Genomic DNA, 25,894 nt, shown 5'->3' on the forward strand with positions numbered 1-25,894 from the left:
ACTATTGCCGATCGCCGCGACTTTCGCCGCTAAAATATGAAATTTCCTGGCACGACGCGCCGATGAGAATGCGCCGAAAAGCTGAACGACCCGGGCTAACCGTTGTCTGGTACGGATATACTTGCTCATCTTACGCAGCGGCGCTGCCGCAGAGCGGGATTTATGCTATTTTGCTCGCGCCTGCGTCAGGCGCGGCGCAGGGCGGGCGTAAATGGGTCATTACCGCAGCGAACAGGCACAGGGATGCGATTAACCACGAAACTATCTGCGTTTATTACATTTTTAAGCTTACTGGCGATGTTTTTGATGCTGGTGGGCTGCGCTTTTAGCGTTTACTGGCTAACCCATCAGCGCGTCGAAGGACGCGTACAGACGCTAGCGACCGAAGTGGATCAGGCGCTGCTGAAGCAACCGCCTGACGCGCTGCGCGACTGGCTGCAGCATACCATGACGGTGATAAACACCGAACGGATCGAGCTGCGCAACGGCGACGGTGTCCTGTTCCGACTCAGCCGGCATGAAAATCCGATGCTGGAAGATGAAACCAACCGCTTTATCCAGTTCGACGTGCCGCTGGTTCATCAGCCGGGCGTAACGCTGCGCGTCGTGGCGCTCGACCCAGCCAGAACCTGGTTCCAGTCCTTTACCGGCGTCTATACCCTGGCGGCGATCCTCTTTGTGGTGCTGGTGATGAGCCTGCTGCTGTTTATGATGCACTGCTGGCTCAACCGCCAGTGGCGCGGCATGGAGCGGCTGGAGAAACGTGCCGAGGCGATCCTGGCGGGCGAGCGGACGCAGCTGCGCAAAGGCGACGTCGACGAGTGGCCGCCGCGCGCCAGCAGCGCCATCGACGTGCTGCTGAACGATCTGCAGGAGGCGGGCGAGCAGCGCCTGCGTATCGACACGCTGATTCGCGCCTTTGCCGCGCAGGATAGCCGCACCGGCCTCAACAACCGGCTCTTTTTTGACAATCAGCTGGCGACGCTGCTGGAAGACCAGGAGGATGTCGGCACGCACGGCGTGGTGATGATGGTGCGCCTGCCCGATCTCGATATGCTCAATGAGACCCTGGGAACGACGCTGGTGGATGAGTATCTCTACGATCTGGTCAATATGCTCTCGACCTTCGTACTGCGCTACCCCGGCGCGCTGCTGGCCCGCTACTTTCGTAGCGACTTTGCGGTGCTGCTGCCGCACCGCAGCCTGAAAGAGGCTAACAGCATCGCGGATCAGCTCATTAACGCCGTCGATTCGCTGCCGCCGATGCGCATGGTGAACCGCGACGATCTGATTCATATCGGCATCAGCGCCTGGCACAGCGGGCAGAGCGTGTCGCAGGTAATGGATAACGTCGAGATGGCGACGCGGCGGGCGACGCTGCTGGGCGGCAACAACTGGTCCAACGGCGAGGGGAATCCCCTCGATGCCGGGCGCGGCAGCGTGCGCTGGCGAACCCTGCTGGAAAACACGCTGAGCCGCGGCGGTCCGCGTCTCTATCAGAAACCGGCGGTGCTGCTGGACGGCAGCGTGCATCATCGCGAACTGCTGATGCGTATCTTCGACGGCGATAAAGAGGTGCTGGCGGCGGAGTTTATGCCGCTGGTGCTGCAGTTCGGCATGGCGGACGGCTGGGACCGTCAGCTGGTCACGCGTATCGCCGCTCTGTCTGACGTCTGGCCTGACGAAACTCTGGCGCTGCCGATCAATATCGACTCGCTGCTGCAGCGTCCTTTCTTTAACTGGCTGCAGAACATGCTGCTGCAGTGCACTAAAGCGCAAAGAAAACGATTTTTATTTGAACTTGCTGAGGCAGATGTCTGTCAACACATCAACCGTTTAGCGCCGGTATTTCATGCGCTACAGGCGTTCGGCTGTCGTATCGCCGTCGATCAGGCGGGCTTAACCGTGGTGAGCAGCGCCTATATCAGGCAATTCCCCATCGATTTAATCAAGCTTGATCCTGGCCTGGTGCGCAATATCGATCGGCGCACCGAAAATCAGCTGTTCGTGCAGAGCCTGCTGGAAGTGTGCAAATCAGCCCAGACGCAGGTGTTCGCGACGGGCGTACGCACGCATGCGGAATGGCAGACGCTGATTGGCCTGGGCGTATCGGGCGGGCAGGGCGATCTCTTTGCGCCTTCGCTGCCGGTAAACAGTAATGTGAAAAAGTATTCACAACGCTATCATATTTAGCCATTTCCGGTGGCAACCACCTAAAGCCGGATCTGAGCGGCAGGAAGAGGCGGCGGCATCGCCAATATCCTGTGGCGGAAATGTTAGATTTTATGTCGAACGAGCGCGCCTGAACGGGCGCATGAAGTCAGTAAAACGGGTGAATACCGCCGTTTTGCACCCGTGAGTTCTCGTTGACGATCGTGTAAAGCCAAATTGGTCTATTTTTTCACCGAAGCAGAACGTTTTTGCGCCTTGTGGCGGCTTCGCGTGGTTGGTAAAGTAAGCGGATTTTATTTTCCGCCCCCAGCTTGCAGGATTATCCTTTAGATATGTTTAAAAAATTTCGTGGCATGTTTTCCAATGACTTGTCCATTGACCTGGGTACCGCGAATACCCTGATTTATGTAAAAGGACAAGGCATCGTGCTGAACGAGCCTTCCGTGGTTGCCATCCGCCAGGACCGTGCCGGTTCCCCAAAGAGCGTGGCGGCCGTTGGCCATGATGCAAAACAGATGCTCGGCCGTACGCCAGGTAATATTGCAGCGATTCGCCCGATGAAAGATGGCGTGATCGCGGACTTTTTCGTCACTGAAAAAATGCTGCAGCACTTTATTAAACAGGTGCACAGCAACAGCTTTATGCGTCCTAGCCCGCGCGTGCTGGTGTGCGTGCCGGTCGGCGCGACCCAGGTAGAGCGTCGCGCTATCCGTGAATCCGCGCAGGGTGCGGGCGCGCGTGAAGTCTTCCTGATCGAAGAGCCGATGGCGGCCGCGATCGGCGCTGGCCTGCCGGTTTCAGAAGCGACCGGCTCCATGGTGGTCGATATCGGCGGCGGCACCACCGAAGTGGCGGTCATCTCCCTGAACGGCGTGGTTTATTCATCCTCTGTCCGTATCGGCGGCGATCGCTTCGACGAAGCGATCATTAATTATGTGCGCCGTAACTACGGCTCGCTGATCGGCGAAGCGACGGCAGAGCGTATCAAGCATGAGATCGGCTCCGCCTATCCGGGCGACGAAGTGCGCGAAATCGAAGTACGCGGCCGTAACCTCGCGGAAGGGGTGCCGCGCGGCTTTACGCTGAACTCTAATGAAATTCTGGAAGCGCTGCAGGAGCCGTTAACCGGCATCGTGAGCGCGGTAATGGTCGCGCTGGAGCAGTGCCCGCCGGAACTGGCGTCGGACATCTCTGAACGCGGCATGGTGCTGACCGGCGGCGGCGCGCTGCTGCGCAACCTGGATCGTCTGCTGATGGAAGAGACCGGCATTCCGGTGGTCGTCGCAGAAGATCCGCTGACCTGCGTGGCGCGCGGTGGCGGTAAAGCGCTGGAAATGATCGACATGCATGGCGGCGATTTGTTCAGCGAAGAATAATCGCCTCAATCGGCTGAGACCTGAATCGAAATGCGCAGGGAGTCGCGTGGAAGCTGACGCCGCGCGCGTCGGCGTCAGCTGTCCAGCCCAGGGAAGTACGGCGATGGCCGTACTTCCTTACCTGTTGTCGAGGAACACGCAGAATATATGAAGCCGATTTTTAGCAGGGGGCCTTCCCTGCAGTTGCGCCTGTTTTTGGCGGTGATAGTAGCCATCGCGATTATCGTCGCCGATAGCCGCCTGGGTTCGTTTACCCAAATCCGCAACTATCTGGACACATCGGTCAGTCCGTTTTATTTCCTGGCCAACGGCCCGCGTCAGATTCTTGACGGCATTTCCGGTTCGCTGGCGTCGCGCCAGCAGCTTGAGCTGGAGAATAAAGCCCTGCGCCGCGAGCTTTTCCTGAAAAACAGCGACCTGCTGATGCTGGGGCAATATAAGCAGGAAAACGCACGCCTGCGCGAACTGCTCGGTTCGCCGCTGCGTCAGGACGAGCACAAGATGGTGACGCAGGTGATCTCCACCGGCACCGATCCTTACACCGATCAGGTGGTGATCGACAAAGGCAGCGTCAATGGCGTCTATGAAGGCCAGCCGGTCATCAGCGACAAAGGCGTCGTCGGTCAGGTTATCGCCGTCGGCCAGGTGACCAGCCGCGTTCTGCTGATTTGCGACGCGTCGCATGCGCTGCCGATTCAGGTGCTGCGCAACGATATTCGCGTCATCGCGGCAGGCAACGGCTGCACCGAAGATCTGCAGCTGGAGCACCTGCCGGGCAACACCGATATTCGCGTCGGCGATATGCTGGTGACCTCGGGCCTGGGCGGCCGTTTCCCGGAAGGTTATCCGGTCGCGGTGGTCTCTTCCGTCAAGGTTGATACGCAGCGCGCCTATACCGTGATTCAGGCACGTCCGACCGCCGGTCTGCAGCGCCTGCGCTATCTGCTGCTGCTGTGGGGCGCGGATAAAAACGGCGACATGCCGATGGCGCCGGATGAAGTACACCGCGTCGCCAACGAACGCCTGATGCAGATGATGCCGCAGGTGTTGCCGCCAGCGGGCGAGATGGGGCCGCCTGCGCCGTCCGCGCAGATGGGGCCGCCAGCGCCAGCCAGCAGCGGCGGGACGCAAAGCGCGCCTGCTAACGCGCGCGGAGGCCAGCCTTGAGTCGTTACCGCAGCCAGGGTCGTTGGGTTATCTGGCTGTCCTTTCTTGTCGCCCTCGTGCTGCAGATCATGCCATGGCCGGAACAGCTCTATATGTTCCGGCCTTCATGGATCCTGCTTATCCTGGTTTACTGGGTGCTGGCGCTGCCGCACCGCGTCAACGTTGGCACCGGCTTCGTGCTGGGCGGGGTGATGGATCTGATCGCCGGATCCACTCTTGGCGTACGCGCGCTGGCGCTCAGCATCATCGCCTATCTGGTCGCCTTTAAATTCCAGCTTTTCCGCAACTTAGCGTTGTGGCAGCAGGCGTTAATGGTTATGGTGCTGTCGCTGGCGGTGGATGTCATCGTCTTCTGGGCGGAATTTTTGGTGATCAACGTATCGTTCAGGCCAGAAATTTTCTGGAGCAGCGTTATCGACGGGATTCTCTGGCCCTGGCTATTCTTATTAATGAGAAAGATTCGTCGTCAGTTCGCTGTTCAGTAAGGAATTTTATGCTATCCCTCTATCTGGCTTCCGGTTCACCGCGTCGACGTGAGCTGCTGACGCAGCTTGGCCTGTCGTTTGAACGTCTCCATACCGATGTTGAAGAGCGACGCCGCCCTGATGAGGCGGCGGAAAGCTATGTGCGTCGCCTGGCGCATGATAAAGCGCGCGCCGGCGTCGCCGTAGCGGAACAGGACCTGCCGGTGCTGGGCGCGGATACCATCGTGGTGCTCAACGGCGACGTGCTGGAAAAACCGCGCGACGCCGCCGACGCCGCCAGCATGCTGGCGCGGCTCTCCGGCCAGACGCATCAGGTGATGACCGCCGTTGCGCTGGCGGATCGCGAGCGCGTGCTCGACTGCTTAGTGACGACGGACGTGACCTTTCGCCTGCTGAGCGCGGCGGAGATCGCCGACTATATCGCGACCGGCGAGCCGATGGACAAAGCCGGCGCCTACGGAATTCAGGGCACAGGTGGAAACTTTGTCCGTAAAATTAATGGAAGCTATCACGCGGTTGTCGGATTGCCGTTGGTTGAGACAGGCGAGTTATTCAGCCATTTTCAGTCACTGCGTGCCGTAAGGGGATAACATGACGGCTGAATTACTGGTCAACGTCACGCCTTCCGAGACGCGCGTTGCCTATATCGACGGCGGCATTCTGCAGGAAATACATATCGAGCGCGAAGCGCGGCGCGGCATCGTCGGCAATATTTACAAAGGACGCGTCAGTCGCGTTCTGCCCGGCATGCAGGCGGCCTTTGTCGACATCGGTCTGGATAAAGCCGCCTTTTTGCACGCCTCCGATATTATGCCGCACACCGAGTGCGTCGCCGGCGACGAGAAGAAAAACTTTATCGTGCGCGATATCGCCGAGCTGGTGCGGCAGGGACAGGATCTGATGGTGCAGGTGGTGAAAGATCCGCTCGGCACCAAAGGCGCGCGCCTCACCACCGACATCACGCTGCCGTCGCGCTATCTGGTCTTTATGCCAGGCGCCTCGCACGTCGGCGTCTCTCAGCGTATCGAAAGCGAACGCGAGCGCGAACGCCTGAAGGCGGTGGTAGCGGACTACTGCGACGATCTCGGCGGCTTTATTATCCGTACCGCAGCCGAAGGCATCGGCGAAGAGGAGCTGGCGCAGGACGCCGCTTTTCTGAAACGCCTCTGGACCAAAGTCACCGAGCGGAAAAAACGCAATCAGACCCGCTGCCTGCTCTATGGCGAGCTGGCGCTGGCGCAGCGCATTCTGCGTGATTTCGCCGGCGCGGCGCTGGATCGCATCCGCGTAGATTCGCGGCTCACCTGCGAACTGCTGGTGGAATTCACGCGCGAATACATACCGGAAATGGCCGACAAGCTGGAGCTCTACGCCGGCAAGCAGCCGATTTTCGATCTTTTTGACGTCGAGAATGAAATTCAGCGCTCGCTGGACCGTAAGGTCGAGCTGAAGTCAGGCGGTTATCTGATCATCGATCAGACCGAGGCGATGACCACTATCGACATCAATACCGGCGCCTTTGTCGGCCACCGCAATCTCGACGAAACCATTTTTAATACCAACGTCGAGGCGACGCAGGCGATTGCGCGCCAGCTGCGGCTGCGCAACCTCGGCGGCATCATCATCATCGACTTTATCGATATGAGCAACGAAGAGCACCGCCGTCGCGTGCTGCATTCGCTGGAGGCGGCGCTAAGCAAGGATCGGGTAAAAACCGGCATCCACGGCTTCTCGGCGCTGGGCCTGGTAGAAATGACGCGTAAGCGTACGCGCGAAAGCATCGAGCATGTGCTGTGCGAGGATTGCCCGGTCTGCAAAGGGCGCGGCACGCTGAAGACGGTGGAAACGGTCTGCTACGAAATCATGCGTGAAATCGTCCGCGTCCATCACGCCTACGACTCCGATCGTTTTCTGGTCTATGTCTCTCCGGCAGTCGGCGAAGCGCTGAAAAGCGATGAATCGCACGCGCTGGCGGAGGTGGAGATTTTCGTCGGCAAACAGGTCAAGGTGCATATTGAGCCGCTCTATACCCAGGAGCAGTTCGACGTCGTCATGATGTAAGCCCTCGCTTCCGGCGAATCCCTCGTCGACGGGCTAAAAAAGCGGCCTTGCTTAGGTTAAAATGCGCATTCATACCGCTGATTGTCTGGCGACGGTTGAGTATGAGAGATAACCATCCGTCCAATGCGGAAGACAAGGAGAGGTGTGTGAGGCAGCTGCCGAGGATTTTGTTACTGCTGGTTGCGACCGCGATTGTGATCGTGGCGCTGCTGGTCAGCGGGCTGCGTCTGGCGATGCCGCACCTCGACACCTACCGCAGCGAAATTCTGTCGACGGTGTCGCGCGCCAGCGGGGTCAGCGTGACCGCCGACGCGCTGAGCGGCCGTTGGGAAACCTTCGGGCCGACTCTGCAGATCCGCGATCTGCGCGTCGATATGCAGGCGAACGGCAAGCTCGACATCGCGCGCGTCACGCTGGCGCTGGATGTCTGGCAGTCGCTGCTTCACTGGCGCTGGCAGTTTCGCGATCTCACCTTCTGGCAGCTGCGCCTCGACAGCAACCGTCCGCTTTTCTCCAGCGATAAAGAGAAAAACAGCTTCCGCCCCGGCCGCATCAACGAACTTTTCCTGCGCCAGTTCGACCACTTCGACCTGCGCGACAGCTCGATCTTTTTCCGCACCCCCTCCGGCCAGCGCGCCGAGCTGGCGATCCCGAAACTCACCTGGCTGAACGAGAAAAACCGCCATCGCGCGGAAGGCGAGGTGAGCCTCTCCAGCTTTACCGGCCAGCACGGCGTGGTGCAGGTGCGGCTCGACCTAAACGATAGCGAGGGCTTACTCAACGACGGCCGCATCTGGATGCAGGCGGACGACGTCGACGTGCGGCCGTGGCTGGGGCGCTGGATGCGCGACAATACGCGGCTCGACAGCGCGCGTTTCAGCCTGGCGGCCTGGGTCAGCCTGCGCGAAGGCGAGCTTTACGCAGGCGATCTGCTGCTGCGTAAGGGCGGCGCGAACTGGCAGAGCGAAGAGGGCGCGCATCACCTGCAGGTCGATGGCCTGACCGCGCACCTCTCGCGCTATCAAAACGGCTGGATGGTCAGCGTGCCGCAGACGCGCCTCAGCACCGACGGCGAGGCATGGCCGGCAGGGCACGTCGCGCTGCTGTGGCGTCCGCAGGATAAAGAGCTGCTCGGCCCTGAACATCAGGGCGAAGTGCGGATCAGGGCGACGCAGCTGGTGCTGAACCGCATCGCGCCGCTGGTGCCGCTCTTCGCGCCGCTGTCGCCGTCGCTGTTCGAAAACTGGCGCGCGCTGCAGCCGCAGGGCACCATCGAAGGGCTGGCGCTGGATATTCCGCTGGAGCAGCCGGATCAGACGCGGATGCAGGTCAAATGGCGCGACTTCCGCTGGCAGCCCTGGCAGCTGCTGCCGGGCGTCAGCAACCTGAGCGGCGAGGCGCGCGGCAGTCTGAGCAACGGGCAGGTCAACGTTGAAATGGGCCGCACCGATGTAGCCTATAGCGCCATGTTCAACGCGCCGCTGGAGATCCACCAGCTGCACGGCTCGCTGAGCTGGCTGCGCGACGCGAACGGATTAACGCTCGACGGCCGCGATCTCAATGTGCAGGCGCGCTCGCTCTGGGCGCGCGGCGATTTCCGCTATCAGCAAAATCTTGGGCGCGATCCGCGCCTCGACATTCTCGCCGGCATCCGCGTTACCGACGCGGGCGACGCCTGGCGCTATTTTCCGCAGCCGCTGATGGGCAAGGCGCTCACGCGCTATCTGAGCGGCGCTATCAAAGGCGGCCAAGTCGATAACGCCACGCTGCTCTTCGCCGGCAATCCGAAACTGTTCCCGTTCAGTCATAACGACGGCATGTTTCAGGTATGGGTGCCGCTGCGTCACGGAACCTACGCCTTTCAGCCCAACTGGCCTGACGTGACGCAGCTCGATATCGATCTCGACTTTATCAACGACGGGCTGTGGATGCGGGCGCCGCGCTTCAGGCTGGGCGAAGTCGACGTCAGCAATTTCAGCGCGGTCATCCCGGACTATCTGAAAGAGAAGCTGCTGATCGACGGCGATATCAGCGGCAATGGCGATCAGATCGCGCGCTATTTCCAGGATACGCCGCTGAAAAAGTCGCTGGGCGCGGCGCTGGAGCAGCTGGAGATAAAGGGAAAAACCCAGGGACACCTGAAGCTTGATATTCCGCTCGACGGCGAGCTGGTGCACGCCAGCGGCAACGTCGATCTCAACAATAACGCTTTGCACATTAAGCCGCTCGACACTACCCTGGAAAACCTCACCGGCCGTTTCCGCTTTAATAACGGCAATCTGGACAGCGATACGCTGCGCGCGAACTGGTTCGGTCAGCCGGTCAACGTCAGCTTTAGCACCAAAGAGAATCCGCAGGACTTCGGCGTCAACATCCAGCTCGACGGCGACTGGCAGCCGGCGAAGCTGTCGCAGGTGCCCGCGCAGATCGCCAGCCAGCTTAGCGGCCATCTGCCGTGGCAGGGCAAGGTAAACATTACGCTGCCGCATCAGGGCGGAGCGCGCTATGACGTCGAGTTGAAAGGCGATGCAAAAGAAGTAAGCAGTCGCTTACCGGCGCCGCTCAACAAGGCTGGCGGCGAAGCGATGCCCATCGCGGTCAACGCCAGCGGCGATCTGAAACAGTTCGAACTCAGCGGCAGCGTGGCGAATCGTCATCGTTTCAACAGCCGCTGGCTTCTTGAGCCGCAGCTGCGCGTCGAGCGCGGCGTCTGGCTGAACGATGCGCGCAGCAAACCCGCCTTGCCGGATCGCGCGGGCATGGTATTAAATCTGCCTGCGCTGGACGGGGAAGCTTGGGCTGGATTGATGATGGCGGGCGGCGCTGCTCAGGGCGGCGGCGCAAGCGAAATGGGCGGCGTGGCCTTGCCGGGCGACGTCACCTTGCGCACGCCGGCGGTCACCCTGGCCGGGCAGCAGTGGCATGATATCGACGCGACGCTGGAGCAAGGCGCTAAGGGCAGCAGCAACGTCAGCATTACAGGGCGGGAAATTCGCGGCACGCTGGCGATGGCGCAAAACGCCGCATGGCGCGTCGCCCTCGACTACCTTTATTACAACCCTGAATGGCAAAGCGGCGGCGACAGCGGCGCGGCGCGCCAGCAGCAGCAGCAGCAGGCGAGTAAAATCGACTTTAGCCGCTGGCCCGCGCTGCAGCTAAGCTGCGCCGAATGCTGGCTGCGGGGGCAAAAGTTCGGTCGCATCCAGGCGCAGGTCGCGCCAAAAGGTGATACGTTAGCACTTACTAACGGTCTGGTGGATACCGGCAGCTCGCGTCTCAAGGTCTCCGGCGAATGGGTTAACAGCCCCGACGCTCCGCGCACCTCGCTGAAGGGCTCGCTGAGCGGCAGCAATATCAACAACGCCACCAACTGGTTTGGCGTCAATACGCCGCTGCGCGACGCCTCCTTCAAGGTCGATTACGATCTACACTGGCGCTCGGCGCCGTGGCAGCCTTCGGAAGAGACGCTGAGCGGCACGCTTAAAACTCACTTCGGCAAAGGGCAGATCGCCGACGTCAATACCGGCGCGGCGGGACAGCTGCTGCGTCTGGTGAGCTTCGATGCGCTGCTGCGCAAGCTGCGTCTCGATTTTAACGATACATTTAATAACGACGGCTTCTACTTCGACTCGATTAACGGCACCGCGTGGATTGAAAACGGTGTGATGCGCACCGATAACCTCCTGGTGGATGGCCTTGAAGCGGATATCGCGATGCAGGGCAAGGTCGATTTAGTGAAGCGCAATATCGATATGGAAGCGGTGGTCGCGCCCGAGATCTCCGCCTCGGTCGGTGTAGCCACCGCCTTTGTGATTAATCCGGTCGTGGGCGCGGCGGTCTTCGCAGCGAGTAAGGTGCTGGGTCCGCTGTGGAATAAAATCTCGCTGCTGCGCTATCACATCGACGGCCCGCTGGATAAGCCGCAAATCAACGAAGTTCTGCGCAAACCGCGCGAAGACGAAAAGAAGTGAATTTGACGCCGTCAGGGAATTGCCGCAGGCTAGTAAAATCTGACGTTATTAGCGCAGGGCCAGCGGGCTCTGACGCACAATGAGTGTCACACCCTCATTATCTGAGCATAAAACGAGCGAGATACGATGACTCTGAACCTGGTAAGTGAGCAGTTGCTAACTGCTAACAATATTAATCAGCAGGACCTGTTTTCCCTGTTAGGGCAGCTTTCAGAACGTCGTCTGGATTATGCCGACCTCTATTTTCAGTCCAGCTTCCATGAATCCTGGGTGCTGGAAGACAAGATTATCAAAGACGGCTCCTGGCATATCGACCAGGGCGTCGGCGTGCGCGCCGTCAGCGGCGAAAAAACCGGCTTCGCCTATGCGGACCAGATTACCCTGAACGCCCTGCGCCAGTCGGCGGAAGCGGCACGCAGCATCGTGCGCGAGCAGGGCAACGGCAAGGCGCATACCCTTTCCAACGTGATGCATCGCGCGCTCTATCAGCCGCTTAATCCGCTCGACAGCCTGACGCGCGAAGATAAAATCGCCCTGCTGCAGCGCGTGGACAAAGTGGCGCGCGCCGCAGACGCGCGCGTGCAGGAGGTCAACGCCAGCCTGAGCGGCGTTTACGAGCAGGTGCTGGTGGCAGCGACCGACGGCACGCTGGCAACGGACGTGCGACCGCTGGTGCGCCTCTCCGTCAGCGTGCTGGTAGAGGATAACGGCAAACGCGAACGCGGTTCCAGCGGCGGCGGCGCGCGCGTCGGCTACGAATTCTTCCTCGCTGATGAAAACGGCGACGTGCGCGCCGACGCCTGGGCGAAAGAGGCGGTACGTATGGCGCTGGTCAATCTTTCCGCCGTTGCCGCGCCGGCGGGCACGTTGCCGGTGGTGCTGGGCGCGGGCTGGCCGGGCGTGCTGCTGCACGAAGCGGTAGGCCATGGCCTGGAAGGCGACTTCAACCGCCGCGAGACCTCGGTATTCAGCGGCAAAATGGGCCAGCTGGTGGCGTCTGAGCTCTGCACCGTAGTGGACGACGGCACCATCGAAGGGCTGCGCGGTTCGCTGGCGGTAGATGACGAAGGCGTGCCGGGCCAGTACAACGTGCTGATCGAAAACGGTGTGCTGAAAGGCTATATGCAGGACAAGCTCAACGCGCGTCTGATGGGCGTCGCGCCGACCGGCAACGGCCGCCGCGAGTCCTATGCGCATCTGCCGATGCCGCGTATGACCAACACCTATATGCTGGCGGGCAAATCGACGCCGCAGGAAATTATCGAAAGCGTTGAGTATGGCATCTACGCGCCTAACTTCGGCGGCGGCCAGGTCGACATCACCTCCGGCAAATTTGTCTTCTCGACCTCCGAGGCCTATCTGATTGAGAACGGCAAGGTGACGAAGCCGGTGAAAGGCGCCACGCTGATCGGTTCCGGCATTGAGGCGATGCAGCAAATCTCGATGGTCGGCAACGATCTGGCGCTGGATAAAGGCGTCGGCGTGTGCGGCAAAGAGGGGCAGAGCGTGCCGGTCGGCGTTGGCCAGCCGACGCTGAAGCTGGATAAACTCACCGTCGGCGGCACCGCCTGATCCTCCGCCCTCGCTGACAGCGCGCGCGTCTGGCAAGGATGCCGGACCGGGCGCTTTCTATCGCTGGGCACGGCGCAGGCCGTCAGCTGGCGCGATGCTGCTGATACTGCTCCGCTACCTGCTGGAAATACTCCGTGAGATAGTCGATGCACACCTGCACCTTCAGCGGCAGCTTATCCTTTTCGGTATAAAGCGCATAAACCGGACGCGGATCGGACTGATACTGCGGGAAAAGAATATCGATCTCCCCTGCGTTAATCTCCTCAATCACCCACATCATCGGCACATAGGCGATGCCGTTGCCAGCCTTGAGCCAGCGGATTAGCGTTAGCGAATCGTTGGTGACGAAACGGCCCTGCGGCGAGAGGCGCGAAACCAGTCCTTCGGGCGCGATCAGCTCGAAATTGTTATCGGGACGCACGCTGTACTCAAGCCAGGCGAAGTTATCGACGTCGGCCGGCTTCTCTGGCGCGCCGTGCTGCTGCAGATAGCTTTTCGCCGCGCACACCACCATCGGCATCGCGCCGAGGCGGCGAGAAAAAAGGCTGGAGTCCTTTAGCGCGCCTACGCGAATCACTAAATCGAGCCCGTCGGCGATCAGATCCGGCGCCGGAATGCCCGCCACCAGATTCACGCTCAGGCCAGGGTACTCGCGCAGCATATTGCTGGTCATTTCGGCGAGGACGTTTTGCGCCATGGTAGAGGAGCTGCCGATGCGCAGCGTGCCGACCGGCGTATTGTTGAAGGCGTAGAGCTGCTCGTGCACCTGCGTGGCCTCAGCCAGCATGCGGCGACAGCCCTGATAATAAATTTTTCCCGCCTCGGTCAGACCGATGCTGCGCGTGCTGCGGTTCAGCAGCTTAACCTGTAGCTCATCTTCCAGTTTCGCCACAATCTGACTGATAGACGAAACGCTGAGGTGAAGCTGGCGTGCGGCGGCGGTAAAAGAACCTAATTCAACCACTTTGGCGAAAATTGACATGCCTTTCAGTCGTTCCATTGTTTACTCTGGTTAAAAAGTGATTTAGCTCACATTCTGTAGAAAACGTATAGTCAGGCGCGTTACTATATGCGCGCCCGGGTATTCCCCGGTGATTCGCTTTTGCCCGGGAAGGGTTAAGCCGACCTGCTGCAAAACGTCTGTTGCCGCCCGATGATACGCTATTATTTACTCAGCAGTGGTTCGGATGCTGTCATCCGCCACCCAGCCGTTGCGGCTTGCAGCCGGGCAGGCTAAGGATCATCCCGGCAAGGTCGTACTAAGGATCCCTGATGAGTGTGCTTCCGGTTTTTGTCGTATTTGGGCTCTCTTTCCCGCCCATCTTCATTGAATTAATCGTCTCGCTAATGCTGTTCTGGTTGGTGAAACGACTGCTGACGCCAAGCGGTATCTACGATCTCGTGTGGCATCCGGCGCTTTTTAACACGGCGCTCTACTGCTGTGTGTTTTACCTGGTATCCCGTCTATTCGTCTGAGGTTTAAGTGAAATCGCTAATAAGAAAAATCGCGCGTTACGCGATTACTATCCTGCTGGTTATCATCGCTATTGTTATCATCTTTCGCGCCTGGGTGTTTTACACCGAGTCGCCGTGGACGCGCGACGCTAAATTCGCGGCGGATGTCGTGGCGATTTCGCCGGACGTGACGGGTTTGATTACCGACGTGCCTGTACATGACAACCAGCTGGTGAAAAAGGGCGATACCCTTTTTGTCGTGGATCGTCCGCGCTATCAAAAAGCGCTGGATCAGGCGCAGGCCGACGTCGAGTACTATCAGACGCTGGTCAGCGAAAAACGTCGTGAGGCGGCGCGCCGCAATCAGCTGGGCACCTCGGCGATGTCGCGCGAAGCGATCGACCAGGCGAACAACGATCTGCAGACCACGGAACATCAGCTGGCGAAATCGATCGCCACGCGCGATCTGGCGAAGATCGATCTGGATCGCACCGCCATCACCGCGCCGTCCGACGGCTGGGTAACCAACCTCAACGTCTATGAAGGCGAGTTCATTACCCGCGGCTCCGTCGCGGTGGCGCTGGTGCAGCAGCACTCTTTCTACGTGCTGGCCTATCTGGAAGAGACCAAGCTGCACGGCGTCGAGCCGGGCTATCGCGCCGAAGTGACGCCGCTCGGCAGCAACGTGGTGCTGCGCGGCACCGTCGACAGCGTCGCCGCTGGCGTAACCAACAGCAGCAGCTCGGTCGACAGCAAAGGCATGGCGACCGTGGACTCCAACCTTGAGTGGGTACGCCTGGCGCAGCGCGTCCCGGTGCGCATTCGTCTCGATCAGCAGCCCGGCAACCGCTTCCCGGCGGGCACCACCGCGACCGTGGTGATCACCGGCCAGAGCGATCGCGCCGATACGCAGGTGTCGCCGATGTCGCGTCTCTTCAATCGCCTGCGTGAGTTTGGTTAAGCGGGGCCGATATGATCGAGTTCCTGCGTTTCCCGATTAAGCTGACCTTCGCGCTGGTGGCGGCGCTGATGATCGGCTTTCATCTTAACCTTGAAACGCCTCGCTGGGCGGTGATGACCGCCGGCATCGTCGCGGGCGGCACCGCTTTCGTCGCCGGTGGCGATCCCTACTCCGGCGCGCTGCGCTATCGCGGCGTGCTGCGTATTATCGGCACCTTTATCGGCTGTATCGCCGCGCTGACCATTATGATCGCTACGGTGCGCGCGCCGATGGTAATGCTGCTGCTCTGCTGCATCTGGGCGGGCGTCTGCGTCTGGCTCTCCTCGCTAATCAAAGTTGAAAACTCCTATGCGCTGGGGCTGGCGGGCTATACCGCGCTGATTATCGTGGTGACCGCCGACGCCAACAATGGCCTGACGCTGGTGCCGCAGTTTGCGGTTGAACGTTGCAGCGAGATTGTGCTCGGCATTCTCTGCGCCATTCTGGCGGATATGATCTTCTCGCCGCGCTCGATTAAAAAGGTCATCGACAGCGAAGTCGATGCGCTGCTGGTGGCGCATTATCGCCTGCTGCAGCTCTGCGTGGCGCATGAAGATAAAGAGGAGGTCGACAAGGCGTGGAGCGCGCTGGTGCGCCGTACCTCGGCGCTCGGCACCATGCGCGGCCAACTGATGATGGAGTCGTCGCGCTGGCAAAACGCCAACCGCCGGCTGCAAATGCTCAACACGCTGTCGCTGACCATGATTACCCAGGCGGCGGAAACCTTCCTCATTCAAAATTCGCGCCCGGAATATATTCCTTCGCAGTATCGTCTGCTGATAGAGAAGAAGGCAGAAAGCGTTGCCGACGTGCATCGGCGCATGAAGGTGATGCGGCGGGTGATTGGCGCCAGTGAAGAGGGCAAGGCGCCCGTGACGCTGGCGAGCTGGGTCGGCGCGGCGACAGAATATTTGCTGCTGCTGAAAGGGATTAAAAGCAACAGCCGCATCACGACGCTGGAAGAGGGCATTCTCGAGCGCGAAATCGTTATCCAGGCGCGCTCTGCTGAAACCCATCACGCGATGATTAACGGTATCCGCACCTTTGTCGCCACGGCCCTCGGCTCGTTGTTCTGGCTCTATACCGGCTGGACCTCCGGCAGCGGCTGTATGGTAATGCTGGCGGTGATCACCGCGCTGGCGATGCGCGTGCCGAATCCGCTGATGATGGCGAAGGATTTCTTCTACGGTATGATTTTTGCGGTGCCGCTTAGCTCGTTCTATTTTATGTACCTGCTGCCCAGCACCCAGCAGAGCGTGCTGCTGCTCTGCATCGCCATCGGTCTGCTCGGCTTCATTAGCGGCATCCTGATACAGCGTCGTCAGCTGGGCACGCTCGGTGCGCTGGCCGGTACCATCAACGTGCTGGTTCTGGATAATCCTATGACCTTCCACCTGAGCGTGTTCATCGACAACGTGCTGGGGCAGATGATCGGTGCTTTCGTCGCACTGATGGTCATCCTGCTTATTCGCGACAAATCGAAAGCGCGCACCGGACGTAAGCTGCTGAACCGCTTTATGTATGCTGCGGTGTCGGCGCTGACCACCAACCAGGCGCGCCGTCGCGAAAACCATCTTCCCGCGCTCTATCAACAGCTGTTTATGCTGCTGAACCTGTTTCCCGGCGATATCGACAAATATCGCATCGCGCTGACGCTGATTATCGGCCATCAGCGGTTGCGCAGTGCGGACGTGCCGGTCAACGCCGACCTGTCGGCCTTCCATCGCCAGCTGCGCGCTACGGCGGATCGCGTGATTTCAGCGCGCAGCGATGAGAAACGGCGCCATTACTTTGAACAGCTGCTGGCGGAGTTCGAGGTCTATCAGCAGAAGCTGGTACAGTACGATGCGCCGCTCAGCGTCACCGAGCCGGTGAAGCGCCTTGCCGATATGCTCAGCAAATACCAGAACACCCTCATCCAAATCTGAATCTGGCCGCTGTCCGACGCAGCGGCCGCTCCAGTGCCACGCCTTCCCTAAAACGCTCGCTTTTGCCATCTATACTTTTCTGACAGGAAGAGAAACTGACAGGAGCGACCCTATGACGACCCCACTGCACGACAGCGAATTTTTTCAGACCGGCTATCTGGCCGATGGCGAATGGCATCGCGCCGCCGCCACCTTTGATGTGTTGAACCCTGCTACCGGCGAAGTGCTGGCCGCCGTGGCGAAGGCGGGCAAGGCCGAAACCGAACAGGCAATCGCCGCCGCCGAGCGCGCTTTCCCCGCCTGGCGCGCGCAGACCGCCAAAGCGCGTTCCGAGATCCTCTATCGCTGGTATCAGCTGATGATCGACAACAAAGCCTGGCTGGCGCAGCTGATGACTGCTGAACAGGGCAAGCCTTTGAAAGAGGCGGAAGGCGAGGTGGAATACGCCGCCAGCTTTATTCAGTGGTTTGCCGAGCAGGCGAAGCGCGCTAACGGCGAAATCATTCCGCCGGCCAAACCCGGCTCGCGCATTCTTGCTACGCGCGAGCCGATCGGCGTCGTTGCCGCGATCACGCCGTGGAACTTTCCCATGGCGATGCTGACGCGCAAGCTCGGACCCGCGCTGGCGGCAGGCTGCACCGGCATTATCAAGCCGGCAAACAACACGCCGCTGAGCGCGTTTGCGCTGCTGGCGCTGGCGAAAAAAGCGGGCGTGCCGGACGGCGTGCTTAACGCGGTGGCCGGCGATACCCACGCCATCAGCGATGCGATTATGGCCAGCAAGGCGGTGCGTAAAATTTCTTTCACCGGCTCGACCGCGGTCGGCAAAACGCTGGTGCGCAACGCCGCCGACACCATGAAAAAGGTGTCGATGGAGCTGGGCGGCAACGCGCCCTATATCGTTTTTGAGGATGCGGATATCGACGCGGCGGTTAAAGGCGCCATCGCCAATAAATTCCGCAACGCCGGCCAGGTCTGCGTCAGCGTCAACCGCTTCTATATCCACGACGCCGTGTACGACCGTTTTGTCAACCAGCTGGCTGAGGAAGTGAAAAAGCTCAAGGTCGGCAACGGCATCGAAGAGGGCGTGGTCGTGGGGCCGCTGATCGAAGCGTCCGCCGTGGATAAAGTGGAAGAGCACGTTAAGGACGCCAAAGCAAAAGGCGGACGGATCGTCACCGGCGGCGAACGTCATGCGCTGGGCGGCAACTTCTGGCAACCGACGGTGATCGCCGACGCGCACGAAGCGATGATGCTGGCGAAGGAAGAGACCTTCGGTCCGGTCGCAGCCTGCTTCCGCTTTAGCGACGAGCAGGAGGTCATTCGTCGCGCTAACGACACCGCGTTCGGCCTTGCGGCCTACTTTTATACGCAGAACCTGCAGCGCGTCTTTCGCGTTTCCGCCGCGCTGGAAAGCGGCATGATCGGCATTAACGAATGCGCGGTGTCGACCGAGCTGGCGCCGTTTGGCGGCGTAAAAGAGTCGGGGCTGGGGCGCGAAGGTTCGGTGCTTGGCCTGGAAGAGTATCTGGAGGTCAAGGCGCTGCATATCGGCGGCCTGAGCGAAAGCTAATGCGCGGGCGGCCTCGCGCCGCCCGGTGAGGAAGGACAGGAGCCTTCACTATGAAAACCGAGCGTTTCGACTTTAACGAGATTGTCGACCAGTCGCATTTTTTCCGCCAGTTCAGCGAGCGTTTCGCCCTGAACATTTATCGTATTGGCGACCTGGATGCATTATGGGACGTACTCACCGGCGAAGAGCTGACGATGCCACTGGAAATTGAATTTATCAATCTGGGAAAGGGGCAGAAACGACGCTATGGCGCGCTGATCCTGTTATTTGATGAGGCAGAAGAGGAGCTGGAAGGCCAGCTCCGCTTTAATATTAAGTAACCCACAAAAAGGGCCCCGACAAGCGGAGCCAAAGGGTTCGTCAGCAGTTGTTGACGAGGAATTACTTATAGAGTTCAGCAGTGAAGTGGTAGCTGTCGCCGGTGCGCGCTTCGATCACTTTATAGGCGCTGGCGCCTTGTTCATCGGCTTTCTGCGAAAGCTGCGCGCGGTAGTCCATCGGCGAGCCCGCTGTACCACTGATTGTCACTGTCCCCGCAGGCTGCATGTTCTGCGCCTGGTCACCGGTAATCAGCTGCGCTGCCTGAGCGCCGAATGCGATTACGGAAAGCAGGCTAACGGTTGCGATGGTTGTTTTGATTTTCATTGTTCGTCTCCTCATTACAATCAACAACCTGCGGTTGACATCATGATGCGGGTCGTCGATAGAGCAGGCGTCGCGTGGGCGCCCGATCGGTTAATTATTTGTAGAGCTCAGCCGTGACGTGGTAGGTGTCGTCCTGGTTGTTCTCGATAATGCGGTAATGGCTTGCGCCCTGCGCGTCGGCTTTCTGAGAAAGCGCCTGACGGATATTGGTCTGATCGCCGTCATGACCACTGATGCTAATGGTCTGGTTCAGCGGCTGCAGCGTTTCGGCCTGTTGATTCGATACCAGACTGGCTGCGCTAGCGCCAAACGACAGCGCGGCGGTCAGAGCGGCTAAAGCGATAAGTGATTTGGTTTTCATGGTCTACTCTCCTGAATTCATCGATAAGGCCACCCGATGCGCAATGCGCGCTTCAATAAGGTCGCCCGTCCAACGACGTCTGACTACCGCGCTTATTTATACAGCTCGGCAGTAGCGTGGTAGTTGCCGTTGTTATAAGCCTCGATTACGCGGTAGGCGCTGGCGCCTTTCTGCTCTGCCTTCGCGTTCAGCTCTTCTTTAATCTGCATGGGAGAACCGGCCACGCCGCTTACGCTTACTGAGCCGATAGACTGCAGATTTTGAGCCTGCTGCGCATTAACGGATTCTGCTGCAAAAGCGCCGAATGACAGAACAGATAGAATACTCAGGGTTGCGATAGTAGTTTTAACGTTCATATATATTTCCTCGTCGTCTGTTTTTGTCTTTTTGTTTGATGTGATTTGCGTCACGAAAAGAAGTATAGAACTAATAACGTCTGAAATTAATATCTGCCTAATAATGTTTTGTTGTGATTCTTTATCCTTATGGCTCTTTTTTATTCTTTATAGTTATAAAAAGTGCGTGAAAAAGCGGCATTTAGACAAAAATGGTTTTAAAAACAGTATATTAAGTTGCTTTAACTTTTTGTGCGAAAGGTCGTGGTGGATGTGGCTGGTTATTGATTTGGATCTGGGCATTATCGCTAATCGCGTAGTGTAAAGCAGCGTAAAATAGTGCGAAAGGTTAAGCAGGCAGAAAGGTATGACCATAGCCGTTCAGGGCGTCAGCTGGAAATAGAATAAGTTAACGGACTGGATAAGCAGGATATGAAATGGCTGACGGGGCAGGTAAGGCGACCGGCAGCGCGACTGCCGGTCAACGACGCGGGTTACAGCTCTTGTTCAAAGACGGTAAGAAGCGCGCCGTGCAGCTTTTTGACGGTAAAGGCACGCGCGGGCGTAATAAATATCGTATCGTCGCCGGCGATAGTACCGAGAATGCCTTCCGCTTTACCCAGGGAGTCAAGCAGACGGGCAATCAGCTGCGCTGCGCCAGGACTGGTGCGAATAACGATCAGCGCATCGTTATAGTCGATATCCAGCACCAGATTTTTTAACGGGCTGGTGGTCGTCGGCACACCCAGTTCCGCCGGCAGACAGTAAACCATCTCCATTTTGGCGTTACGCGTGCGCACCGCGCCGAATTTAGTCAGCATACGAGACACCTTCGACTGATTGATATTGTCGAAGCCTTCCTCCTGCAGCGCCTGTACTATCTCGCCTTGAGAGCTGAATTTCTCTTGTTTTAACAAGGCTTTAAACGCTTTAATCAATTCGTCTTGTTTAGATGGGTTTCGCATAAGCTACCAGTAAAGAAAAATGCCGAACGCCCGCCGACGGCAGATACATTATTATGCATATGAATGAATTTTTATGCAATTAGTCGATAAAAAAGGCGGGCGCCGCAGGTTGCGGGCGGCAATGATAACAAAATTTTTTGCGCAGACCAAAACGACGCAAGAGCAGGAAAAGCGAAGGTTGCAGAATTGTTATACAATTGAGGTGTCATATGGATAGCTATCACGGCCGTGCTCTATCTGCCATCGACATCGTTGTCGGTCATTCAGGCGCGTTGTGCTGACAAAGTAGCAACCCAAAAGATTAAGTGCTGCTGCACGCATAATGAACAGTGGGTTTGTCATCGTCTGAGAAGTTGATTCAGGTCTGGACACAGATGGAAATTCGGCTCTACTCTGCCCCACCTTAATAAGGAGTACAGAATGAAAGTTGCCGTTCTTGGCGCTGCTGGCGGAATCGGTCAGGCGCTCGCCCTTCTGTTAAAAACCCAGCTTCCGGCGGGTTCCGAACTCACGCTCTATGATATTGCGCCGGTGACGCCCGGCCTAGCGGTAGATCTCAGTCATATTCCTACCGCGGTTAAAATCCAGGGCTTTAGCGGCGAAGACGCGACGCCTGCGCTGCACGGTGCGGACGTCATCCTGATCTCGGCAGGCGTCGCGCGTAAGCCGGGCATGGATCGCGCCGATCTCTTTAACGTTAACGCAGGCATCGTGCGCAACCTGATCGAGCAGGTGGCGCAAACCGCGCCTAAAGCGCTTATTGGCATTATTACCAACCCGGTCAATACCACGGTGGCGATCGCTGCCGACGTGCTGAAAAAGCACGGCGTTTATGACAAAAATCGCCTGTTCGGCGTTACTACGCTGGATATTATCCGCGCCAATACCTTTGTCGCCGAGCTGAAAGGCAAGCAGCCAGACGAGATTGAGGTGCCGGTCATCGGCGGCCACTCGGGCGTGACTATCCTGCCGCTGCTGTCGCAGGTGAAAGGCGTGAGCTTTAGCGACGACGAGGTCGCCAGCCTGACGAAACGTATCCAGAATGCCGGGACGGAAGTGGTCGAAGCTAAAGCGGGCGGCGGATCCGCGACGCTGTCGATGGGCCAGGCCGCGGCGCGCTTTGGCTTGTCGCTGGTGCGCGCCCTGCAGGGCGAGGCGAACGTAGTGGAGTGCGCTTACGTAGAGGGTGACGGCGAGTACGCCCGCTTCTTCTCGCAGCCGCTGCTGCTGGGCAAGAACGGCATCGCCGAGCGGCGCGCTATCGGCGCGCTGAGCGATTTTGAACAGCAGGCGCTAAACGGCATGCTGGAGACGCTGAAGAAAGATATCGCGCAGGGCGAGGAGTTTGTGAAGCAGTAAGCGCTGCGTTCAGACTCTTTTCCCCGCTGAAGAGGCCCGGCTTAACGGGCCTCTGCAGCGTGCGAACCGCTTTCCACTTCCCTTCATTACGCGCCTTTACCCGTTCACCGCCGCGCTACAGACCGCCAGATTTAAAGGTGCGCGCTGCCGGCGTGCCGTTGCTGGCTGGCGTCTTCTTGCCCAGCGTCTCCATACGCACCTGGAAAGGCGGGAAGGGCATTTCGATGCCGTGCTCGGCAAAGCCTTTCAGGATCAGCTGATGCAGCTCGTGACGCAGCGGCATGCGGTGGCCCATCTCCGCCGCGTGGATACGCAGCTCGAACAGCTGAATGCCCTGCTGCAGATCGACCAGGAAGACATCCGGCGCTGGCACGTCCAGTACATAGCTGCAGCGTTCGCACGCCTGTCTCAGCACCGTCGTCACCTCTTCGCTGTCCACATGCGCGGGCGCAGGAATAGTCAGCACCACGCGCGTCACCGAGTCGGACAGCGACCAGTTGACGAACTGCTCGGTAATAAAGGCCTTGTTCGGTACGATAATCTCTTTGCGGTCCCAGTCGATAATGGTGGTGGCGCGCGTATTGATGCGCGTAATGCTGCCGGTCAGATCGCGGATGGTTACGGTATCGCCGATACGGATCGGCTTTTCGAACAGGATAATCAGGCCGGAAATAAAGTTGGCGAAAATCTCCTGCAGACCAAAACCGAGTCCCACACCGAGCGCGGCAACCAGCCACTGCAGCTTCGACCACTCGATACCGATCATTGAGAAGCCAATCAGGCCGCCGACCAGCATCAGCACATACTTGGTCAGCGTGGTAATGGCGTAACCGGTGCCGGGCGTCAGATTAAGGTGCTGCAGCAGCGCCAGCTCCAGTAGCGCGGGCATATTGCGCACCAGCTGGGTGGTGATAATCAGCACCAGAATCGCAATCAGCACCGAGCCCAGCGTAATAGGCTGAATGCTCTCCACGCCCTGCACCGTGGTGCTGACGTCCCACAGACGAATATTCTCGAGAAAGCCGAAGGCGGAATGAATCTCCGACCAGAGCACGATCACCGACACCAGCGCAATCAGGGTAAGGATCGAACGCACCAGCCGCAGCGACTGCGCGCTGATGGCGTCGAGGTCGATAATCGGCTCATCTACGTCGACCTCGCCGTTTTGCGCGGCGGACTCTTTTTCGTCCTCGTGACGCGCACGGTTGGCCAGCATATCGGCACGGCGCTGACGCGCGCGGTCAAAGGCGATGCGCCGACGCTGGATCAGCATCCAGCGGCGGATAATGTGGTAGATCACCAGCAGCAGGAACCAGATAGCGACAGAGGTCTCCAGTCGCGCCAGCAGCGCCTGCGCGGTCGCCAGATAGCCGATCATCGAGGCGAGGGCGGCCGCCAGCGGAATGGCGATCATCAGGTTCCACAGCACGCGGTTCACCAGATTCTCGCCGTTGCCCTCTTTATCCAGATAGAGCGGGATGCCGGCGCGCTTCAGGCTCACGGTCACGATCGACAGCGCGCCGCAGATCAGGATAAAGCAGAGTCGGCCAAGCGAAGCGGAAAACTGGCGATCCTCCATATTGGCGAAGGCGATCAGCAGCATAATCAGCGGAACGATCAAGCCGATAGTCAGCGAGTAGTAGCGGGTCGCGCGCGCCACGCGGGTTTGCGGCCAGCGAAAATGCACCACGAACAGGCCGTTCGGCCGGGCGAACGCGGCGCTGATCATAAAGGCCCACAGCAGCGGCAGCGTCGCCGTAATGCCGTCGCCGAACGCCACCGCGATAGGGTAGGGCCAGGCGTGCTGTAGCCCATAGCCGAGCGCCGCCCAGAGCACCGGCAGCGGCAGCGCCACCAGAATCGACCAGAAAACGGTGCGCACCGTCAGACGAAAGCGATCCTGCGTAACTTTGCCCACCTTGCTCGCCGAGCGCGCCAGGAAGGCGTTGAAATGGCGGCGCGTTCTGAGGCTGAAGCCGACCAGCAGCACCGCGCCGATCAAGGGCAGCACGGTCTCGCGACTGGTGACCATCATCGCCAGCGCTTTGCCCAGCTGGCCCAGGGTATCGAGCGACAGGAGGCGCGACAGATCCCGCGCCACTTCCACCGGATAGTTCAGGCCGATCGCACTGATGTCAGCCGTCCAGAACAGGTAGCGGTGGGTGGCGTCTTTCACGTCGGTCAGCGCATCCTGCAGCTGGGTATTGGCGACCTTGAGCTTGGTAATCTCGAGGATCAGCGTATCGCAGCCGGAGATCAGCGAATTAAGCAGCTCGCGCTGGGTTTTCAACTGCGCATCCAGAATACGGCGCTGTTCGGCGCTGAAGGGCTGTCCGTCGGGCTGATGCGCTTTGCGCAGCGTTTCCTGCTGCTGCAGCAGGTCCTCGTAGCGCAGGCGCTGCACGCGCAGCTGCGCCATTTCGTTATCGATCTGCTGCGACTTAGGCATATCAGGCAGTCGCGCCACCTGCGCGCGCAGCGCTTCGCCCAGCAGATTGGAAGCGCCGAGCCACTGTGACTGTTCGCGCAGAGTGCCCAGCGCCTGACGCACCTGGATAATCTGATTGGTCGCCAGCCGCTGCTGAGAGGCCACCAGATCCATGCGCTGCGCCTGCTGATTCAGAGCGGCGGAAAGGTCGCGGTTAACGCGAAACTGATCGCTGATAATGGGCGGCAGGTCGCCGCTGTTTTCCGCCAGCTGTTCGGTGCGCGCCAGCGCCAGCTCCGCCTCGCGCTGACGCTGTTCGTTTAACTGATTGCGCAGCGCCTGCAGATAGTTGTCGAGCTGCGCCGCTTTGCGCTGATGCAGATCGGCGCGCATGCGCGCCAGCTCCTGACGATTGTTGGCGGAGAGCTGCGCCAGCTCCAGCTCGTCCACGCGTGCTTTATTGACCGCGTTTTCCGCCTGGCGCGCCCAAATCTGCGCCTGGCTCTGCGGCGAGGCGGCGGCGGATCCGCTCTGCAAGCGGCGATCGCTTTCGGTCATCGCCCGGCGCGCGTCGGTTTGCTGCTGCGGGAGCTGCGACAGCGAGTCGCTGATCTCGCGGGCGCGGTCCTGCTCCTGCTGCGCCTGGCGGCCCTCTTCCAGCAGCTGGCTGCTGACCTGCAGGATCTCCTGATCGAGCTGAGCGCTGCTCATGCTGCTGGTGCTGCGCACGCTTTTGCTGCCGTCGTCTAGCGAGGTGATTTGCTGGCGCAGTTCGCGCGCGAGGCGGGGGAAGTCGTCGATGACCTGCTGATACTGCTTTGCGCGCTCCAGCGACGCATCGCGTTCGGAAAGATAGTTGAGGGCAGCCTCAAGAGACTGCACCTGCTCCGCCTGCGCGGGAGAGCTTTTTGCCGCTTTCGCCTCGTCCAGCGCCTGTTTAAGTTGGCTGGCGTCCGGCACGGTGGCCGCCAGCGCTGAGGTGCTGAGCCAGAGGCTCAGCAGCAGGATGAGAAACGATCGCACAGCAAAAACACTCTCAGC

At 59.4% G+C, this 25,894-nt stretch carries 20 protein-coding genes; 14 read left to right on the forward strand and 6 right to left on the reverse strand.

From position 1 onward, the window contains the following. The first annotated feature begins 243 nt into the window (after nt 1–243). From csrD to tldD, 8 genes are all read left to right on the forward strand, one after another. Entirely contained in the window at nt 244–2,193 is a 1,950-nt protein-coding gene (gene csrD / locus PVE98_RS01845; RefSeq protein ID WP_096072133.1) for an RNase E specificity factor CsrD, read from the forward strand. A 311-nt stretch (nt 2,194–2,504) separates the two neighbouring features. Beyond that, nucleotides 2,505–3,548 (forward strand): rod shape-determining protein MreB, encoded by a 1,044-nt coding sequence (gene mreB / locus PVE98_RS01850; RefSeq protein ID WP_003855260.1) that lies wholly within the window; start codon nt 2,505–2,507, stop codon nt 3,546–3,548. Nucleotides 3,549–3,695: 147 nt separating this feature from the next. Beyond that, complete coding sequence (gene mreC, locus PVE98_RS01855) at nt 3,696–4,715, forward strand: rod shape-determining protein MreC (RefSeq protein WP_033754778.1); 1,020 nt, start codon at nt 3,696–3,698, stop codon at nt 4,713–4,715. Continuing rightward, complete coding sequence (gene mreD / locus PVE98_RS01860) at nt 4,712–5,200, forward strand: rod shape-determining protein MreD (RefSeq protein ID WP_033754780.1); 489 nt, start codon at nt 4,712–4,714, stop codon at nt 5,198–5,200. The genes mreC and mreD overlap by 4 nt, the downstream gene beginning before the upstream one ends. A gap of 8 nt (nt 5,201–5,208) precedes the next feature. After that, entirely contained in the window at nt 5,209–5,790 is a 582-nt protein-coding gene (locus tag PVE98_RS01865; RefSeq protein ID WP_096072132.1) for a nucleoside triphosphate pyrophosphatase, read from the forward strand. A gap of 1 nt (nt 5,791) precedes the next feature. Further along, the gene (gene rng / locus PVE98_RS01870) at nt 5,792–7,261 is read left to right on the forward strand and encodes a ribonuclease G (protein ID WP_033754786.1); all 1,470 of its coding nucleotides are present in this window, start codon (nt 5,792–5,794) and stop codon (nt 7,259–7,261) included. Nucleotides 7,262–7,407: 146 nt separating this feature from the next. Then, nucleotides 7,408–11,232, forward strand: a complete 3,825-nt coding sequence (gene yhdP / locus PVE98_RS01875; RefSeq protein WP_096072131.1) for an AsmA2 domain-containing protein YhdP — start codon at nt 7,408–7,410, stop codon at nt 11,230–11,232. A 126-nt stretch (nt 11,233–11,358) separates the two neighbouring features. Continuing rightward, a complete protein-coding gene (gene tldD, locus PVE98_RS01880; RefSeq protein ID WP_033754790.1) occupies nt 11,359–12,804 on the forward strand; it encodes a metalloprotease TldD in 1,446 nt (481 codons plus the stop codon). An 82-nt stretch (nt 12,805–12,886) separates the two neighbouring features. Here tldD and aaeR read toward each other — a convergent pair whose 3' ends face one another. Continuing rightward, nucleotides 12,887–13,804, reverse strand: coding sequence for an HTH-type transcriptional activator AaeR (aaeR, locus tag PVE98_RS01885; protein ID WP_033754793.1), 918 nt, complete (start codon nt 13,802–13,804; stop codon nt 12,887–12,889). 272 nt (nt 13,805–14,076) lie between these two features. Between aaeR and aaeX the strand changes: the two genes are divergently transcribed. The 5 genes from aaeX to PVE98_RS01910 all read left to right on the forward strand — a co-directional run bounded on the left by aaeX (nt 14,077) and on the right by PVE98_RS01910 (nt 19,080). Continuing rightward, nucleotides 14,077–14,280, forward strand: a complete 204-nt coding sequence (aaeX, locus tag PVE98_RS01890; protein ID WP_033754795.1) for a p-hydroxybenzoic acid efflux pump operon protein AaeX — start codon at nt 14,077–14,079, stop codon at nt 14,278–14,280. Nucleotides 14,281–14,287: 7 nt separating this feature from the next. After that, nucleotides 14,288–15,220, forward strand: coding sequence for a p-hydroxybenzoic acid efflux pump subunit AaeA (gene aaeA / locus PVE98_RS01895; protein WP_096072130.1), 933 nt, complete (start codon nt 14,288–14,290; stop codon nt 15,218–15,220). 11 nt (nt 15,221–15,231) lie between these two features. After that, complete coding sequence (gene aaeB / locus PVE98_RS01900; RefSeq protein WP_096072129.1) at nt 15,232–17,187, forward strand: p-hydroxybenzoic acid efflux pump subunit AaeB; 1,956 nt, start codon at nt 15,232–15,234, stop codon at nt 17,185–17,187. A gap of 112 nt (nt 17,188–17,299) precedes the next feature. Next, entirely contained in the window at nt 17,300–18,760 is a 1,461-nt protein-coding gene (locus tag PVE98_RS01905; protein WP_096072128.1) for an NAD-dependent succinate-semialdehyde dehydrogenase, read from the forward strand. A gap of 50 nt (nt 18,761–18,810) precedes the next feature. Then, entirely contained in the window at nt 18,811–19,080 is a 270-nt protein-coding gene (locus tag PVE98_RS01910) for a barstar family protein (protein ID WP_033754805.1), read from the forward strand. A 61-nt stretch (nt 19,081–19,141) separates the two neighbouring features. Here the strand turns inward: PVE98_RS01910 and yhcN (PVE98_RS01915) are convergent, their stop codons facing one another. The 4 genes from yhcN (PVE98_RS01915) to argR all read right to left on the reverse strand — a co-directional run bounded on the left by yhcN (PVE98_RS01915) (nt 19,142) and on the right by argR (nt 21,066). Then, nucleotides 19,142–19,405 carry a peroxide/acid stress response protein YhcN gene (gene yhcN, locus PVE98_RS01915; protein WP_033754807.1) on the reverse strand — a complete coding sequence of 88 codons (264 nt, stop codon included), beginning with the start codon at nt 19,403–19,405 and terminating at the stop codon, nt 19,142–19,144. Between the two features lie 94 nt (nt 19,406–19,499). After that, entirely contained in the window at nt 19,500–19,766 is a 267-nt protein-coding gene (locus PVE98_RS01920; RefSeq protein WP_033754810.1) for a YdgH/BhsA/McbA-like domain containing protein, read from the reverse strand. A 92-nt stretch (nt 19,767–19,858) separates the two neighbouring features. Beyond that, nucleotides 19,859–20,122 (reverse strand): peroxide/acid stress response protein YhcN, encoded by a 264-nt coding sequence (yhcN, locus tag PVE98_RS01925; protein ID WP_096072126.1) that lies wholly within the window; start codon nt 20,120–20,122, stop codon nt 19,859–19,861. A gap of 473 nt (nt 20,123–20,595) precedes the next feature. Continuing rightward, nucleotides 20,596–21,066, reverse strand: a complete 471-nt coding sequence (argR, locus tag PVE98_RS01930) for a transcriptional regulator ArgR (protein ID WP_033754814.1) — start codon at nt 21,064–21,066, stop codon at nt 20,596–20,598. Between the two features lie 420 nt (nt 21,067–21,486). Between argR and mdh the strand changes: the two genes are divergently transcribed. Further along, nucleotides 21,487–22,425, forward strand: a complete 939-nt coding sequence (gene mdh / locus PVE98_RS01935) for a malate dehydrogenase (protein ID WP_333620601.1) — start codon at nt 21,487–21,489, stop codon at nt 22,423–22,425. 115 nt (nt 22,426–22,540) lie between these two features. Here the strand turns inward: mdh and mscM are convergent, their stop codons facing one another. Next, the gene (gene mscM / locus PVE98_RS01940; RefSeq protein ID WP_096072125.1) at nt 22,541–25,876 is read right to left on the reverse strand and encodes a miniconductance mechanosensitive channel MscM; all 3,336 of its coding nucleotides are present in this window, start codon (nt 25,874–25,876) and stop codon (nt 22,541–22,543) included. Nucleotides 25,877–25,894 lie beyond the last annotated feature (18 nt).

This window comes from Pantoea sp. GABEPS69 (assembly GCF_045780835.1).
In the GTDB taxonomy this organism is placed as follows: domain Bacteria; phylum Pseudomonadota; class Gammaproteobacteria; order Enterobacterales; family Enterobacteriaceae; genus Pantoea; species Pantoea septica.